Source organism: Corynebacterium sp. KPL2680 (assembly GCF_040225675.1).
Lineage (GTDB): Bacteria > Actinomycetota > Actinomycetes > Mycobacteriales > Mycobacteriaceae > Corynebacterium > Corynebacterium rhinophilum.
This window is the reverse complement of the sequence record NZ_JBEHFM010000046.1, coordinates 1-4401: the sequence shown is the minus strand read 5'-3', so window position 1 is coordinate 4401 and position 4401 is coordinate 1. Positions and strand designations below refer to the sequence as shown.

Genomic DNA, 4401 nt, shown 5'->3' with positions numbered 1-4401 from the left:
ATGTCGCGACTGACCTGTCAACCATCACGACCACTTACCCAGGAACAGACTGTCAAATAAGTCATGAATTCGGACACACTCTGGGGCACCATTTTGTACCCCTCTGACCTGCATCAGAGGGGTAAATTTTTCCACACTTCTGCTTATTGACCCCGAGTACCAAAGCACTAAGGCCGTCGAAATCGGTTTTGATACGGTTACGATATGAGCCAGACGCGTCCGCACAACATTGGCATCGTACTTTTTGACGGGTTCGAGTTACTCGATGTTTTTGGCCCCGCAGAAGTACTCGCAAATACACCAGGCCTTGAGGTGAACTATCTGTCAAAACATGACACCCCGGTAAGCAGCGCTCAAGGCGTACGCATAGTTCCGACAATGCGTTTTGAATCTTTCTCTGGAGATACCCTGCTTGTGCCAGGTGGACGCGGTACACGCTCACTTGTTCAAGATCCAGAATTCCTCCGCCAGCTAGCCGCCCTTGCAAGCTCGGCAGACATCATCACCTCAGTTTGTACTGGTTCGGCGCTACTCGCCGCCGCGGGCTTATTAGAAAACCACACCGCTACCACCAATAAAAACGCGTTCGACTGGGTTAGGACGCACGGCCAAAAAATTGAATGGAAAAAGCAAGCTCGATGGGTCCACGACGGCAATCTCTGGACATCATCCGGTGTAGCGGCAGGAATTGATATGGCGGTGGCCTTCATTACTCACTTCTTCGGTGAAGAAACAGCATCCTCGGTCACCAATCATATTGAGCTTATCGTCAACAACAATCCCAATAATGATCCGTTTTCAGTCTAAGTTTTTAACAGCAAACGAACTCAATAGCACCTGAACCCCGGAAAAGAGAGACATCGGGGTCAAGCCCCTCAGTCCTTAAACTATTGAGCGTGAACCAAGGCTGCATATTTTTGAGCTGATCCAAAATTAAGCTAAAGTTACCACCGTTAATTTTGCAGGTGACGGAACGTTTTGCACCACGCTCACTCACACCATCCGCCGTACAGAAAGGTACTCAGATGATTGCCACTATTCTTGCTGGGCTACTGGCTGCAAGCACTGGTTTAACCGGCCCCAGCACTCCAACCGCAGAAGCTTCCCCCGCAGCCCAGCAACAAGAACACGCGGCCACGGCTACTCCTGATAGCGATACTTCTGACGTGCAGGCGCTTATCGATGATGCCCAAGACCAAGCCGGCTACGAATTCATTACTGTGCGCTACGACGGAGAATTTGCGCATATCGCTTTGGACCCCGAAACTTACACCCCGGATAGCGATAGGGCGACATTTGAAGCCGTGTCCAAGTTGCTCACTGAGAAGGGTTATGAGGTCACTGCAGTCCTCTAAACCTTTTGCCTCTACTGCCCCGCAGAGGCTTTATCCTCTGTTTCGTTGCCGTTTTGCGCTGCAGCACAGCGCACCCGAAGTGCGCCAACAAAGCCCAGAGCAAGGAATGCAGTAGCGGCAACGAGCGACCACTGCGCAGCGTTGGTCATCCCTTCGCTCAACGCCTGCACCACTGCCTCAGTCTGCTCACGGAATGGACCGTTACCACCCTGGTCACGCAGCTGCGCGATGCTCGAGCCTGCGGATTGCCGGGTTGCTTCGGCAATGCTGTCGGTGCCGGGGCCGGTGATTGCGGCATCGTCAAGCGCCTTCGACAGCGTGAGAGCTAGCGCAGCCGACAAGACCGAACCGGAGACCGCGGTACCCAGTGAAGAACCAATCTGGCGCACGGTGCTCTGCGTTGCAGAGGCTTGCCCGGAATCCTCGACGGGAATATCCCGCAGCACCGTTCCGGTCAGCTGCGCAGAGGCGAACCCTAGGCCCAAGCCATACAGGGTCAACGGTGCGGCGATGATCCAACCATTCGTATCTGGCCCCATGAGCAGGACGAGGATAAGGACACCGACGACTTCCAAGCCGAGCCCGATAAGCACGGTGCCAGGCGCCCCGAACCGGGCTGCGACGTGGCGGGCTGCCGCACCGGAGAAGAATGCACCGATTGCCATGGCGGCCAGCACCAGGCCTGCCGGCATCGTGCTGAGGTCCAACGCATTAATCAAATACAGCGGGAGCACAAAAATGATAGCGAACTCGCCGATTGCTACCGCACCGGCGGTGATATTTTCCCACGAGAACGTGGAATAAGAAAACAATCCAAGGTCCAACAGCGCCGAGCGGTGACCCCGCTCGCGGTGCTTTTCCCACCGGATAAACAGCGTGAAGCCCACGGCTGAAATCGCGAGCGCCACCGGCACCGGTGAAATAGCCGCATTTTCTGACCACGTCCAGCCAAAGAAACTGAATGAGGATTTGGGGCTCCCACCAGCCCAGGTCTGGCCCTTCAATAATCGCAAAGACCAAGGTACCAAAGGCGATGGCGCTCAACTGCGCACCATCAACATCCACGCCGGGCAGTTTGTCTGGGCTGCGCGTTTCGCGCACGGTAAGAACCGCGCCAATAGCAACGATGATGCCAAGGGGCACGTTGACTAGGAAGATCCAGTGCCAGGACTTCCATTCCGTCAGCGCACCACCGGCAAGCGGTCCGACTGCTGCCGCGCCGGAAATCACCGCGCCCCACACGCCAAAGGCTGCTGCACGATACTTGCCACGGAATACGGAATTAACCGTGGAGAGCGTGGACGGCATGATTAACGCGGCGCCGATGGCTTGTACTGCGCGCGCGGAAATCAACCTGGCTGCGGAGGTAGAAAATCCCGCCAATACGCTACCTGCCACAAATATCGTCAGGCCGGCAAGGAAGGCGCGTTTGCGGCCCCAAGTATCAGCTATCTTGCCCGTCGACAGCAGCAGCGCCGCCAACAAAACCGCATAGAGGCTGTTGACCCACTGCGCCTGCGTCAGGTTGAGCTGCAGGTCAGTGATGATCGATGGCAATGCCACGCCGACGATCGTGCCATCGAGAACGATGACGCCCAACCCGACGGAAAGGACCGCCAAGCTAATCCAATCGCGGCGAGTAGGCGCCGTGACTTTTTCTTGTACGCTGTACTCGCTCATTGTTAGGCGTTCACCGAGGCTTTGGTGCTGCCGTCATCTGGCTCCTTGATGGCCCGGCCCAAATTCACGAGGAAGACCGTCAGGCCCACCGTGATAAAGATGTGGCCCAAACCTGCGATGCCGGAAATCATCTCATTGGATTCCTTGCCCAGCACCGTCAATATTCCGTGCGAAATTTGCATGCCGACAGTGAGCACAACGCCCACGTTGTACAGCCAGAAGAACGAGTTGAATAGCTGGCGGTACCGCGACAGTGCGAAGACTTTCTCCAACGCCAAGAAGATGAGGAACAGCATGAAGCCCAGCGCCAGCAAGTGGGTGTGGGCTACGCCTAGCTGCGTATATTCGCCTTCCGGAAAGTCCTGTAGCTTCGTAAACTCCCGATAAAACAAGCCGGCGACCAAGCCTAAGACAAGGTAGAAAATCGCTGCCCTGTACAAAGCCTTCATGTCATTACTCCTTCCCAGTCATCACCATGACTGGATAGCCGAGGGGATCAATTTCTCTAAATACATATCTTGCCCCGACTTGTCCGGCTTTGAATCGCAGAGGCGGTTGAACCTTGAATCAACCAGTAGGTTGATTGGACGCATATTCTTCCCCAGTCTCCTTACTTCCCAGCCAAAAGAGTGTCAAGTTAAGGCCCGACCCTTGTTTGGTGGGCAGCTGATATCCAGCTCGGTTGGGCTGAGAAGTAAGGTAACCTAGCACCATGTAGAAGAACTGGAAACAGTAGAATCGCGGTGCCATGGCCCTATATGAGAGGGTGTCTCATGGTGTGTGTAGGTTTCCAACCTGCATAAGGAGATAAGCCAGAATGACTAGTGTGCCACGACGAGATCCGGCTGATAAGGCCAAGATTGATGCGATTGAAAAGAAAATTCTTGCTAACCCTGAAATCGCGAAACTTGATTATGAGCTAGGCACTTCCACCACGGATGCTAATGACCTGGTTCGGGGCATGCTACAAGCCTCAATCACCAGAGGCTTGAATGCTGAAATGGATACCCACTTGGGCTATGCAACCGGTGATAGAGCAGCTAAAGCTACTGCTGGAATAAGATAATTACCGCAATGGGACGTATCCGAAAACCGTAGATTCTAACTACGGGCCAGTAAGCATTGATGTTCCACGAGATAGAAACGGCACATTTGTTCCTACGATGGTACCCAAAGGCTCCAGGCGGCTGACAGATGTTGACGATATGATTGTCAGCTTATATGCCGGCGGAATGACCATTCGGGATATCCAGCATCACATGGCTACTGCACTGCGGGTAGATATCTCTCATGAAACAATCTCTGCAGTAACTGATGCCGTCGGCGATGAGGTCATGGTGTGGCAAAACCGCCAGCTAGAAGAATT

Annotated in this window: 4 protein-coding genes and 2 pseudogenes; 3 read left to right on the top strand and 3 right to left on the bottom strand. The window is 54.2% G+C overall.

All coding sequences use genetic code 11. From position 1 onward, the window contains the following. Positions 1-204: 204 nt before the first annotated feature. Together ABRP66_RS11490 and ABRP66_RS11485 are read left to right on the top strand one after the other, a co-directional pair. On the top strand, positions 205-807 hold the full coding sequence (locus tag ABRP66_RS11490) for a DJ-1/PfpI family protein (protein WP_349838698.1): 603 nt from the start codon (positions 205-207) through the stop codon (positions 805-807). 218 nt (positions 808-1025) lie between these two features. After that, on the top strand, positions 1026-1355 hold the full coding sequence (locus tag ABRP66_RS11485) for a malonyl-CoA-ACP transacylase (RefSeq protein ID WP_284783474.1): 330 nt from the start codon (positions 1026-1028) through the stop codon (positions 1353-1355). Between the two features lie 11 nt (positions 1356-1366). Here ABRP66_RS11485 and ABRP66_RS11480 read toward each other — a convergent pair whose 3' ends face one another. From ABRP66_RS11480 to ABRP66_RS11470, 3 genes and pseudogenes are all read right to left on the bottom strand, one after another. Further along, complete coding sequence (locus ABRP66_RS11480) at positions 1367-2263, bottom strand: MFS transporter (protein WP_284783518.1); 897 nt, start codon at positions 2261-2263, stop codon at positions 1367-1369. 241 nt (positions 2264-2504) lie between these two features. Continuing rightward, positions 2505-3035, bottom strand: a pseudogene (locus tag ABRP66_RS11475) (MFS transporter); the annotation flags it as partial. A gap of 2 nt (positions 3036-3037) precedes the next feature. Continuing rightward, complete coding sequence (locus tag ABRP66_RS11470; protein ID WP_284783475.1) at positions 3038-3484, bottom strand: DUF2871 domain-containing protein; 447 nt, start codon at positions 3482-3484, stop codon at positions 3038-3040. Between the two features lie 368 nt (positions 3485-3852). Between ABRP66_RS11470 and ABRP66_RS11465 the strand changes: the two are divergent. After that, positions 3853-4401 (top strand): annotated as a pseudogene (locus tag ABRP66_RS11465) (transposase); the annotation flags it as partial.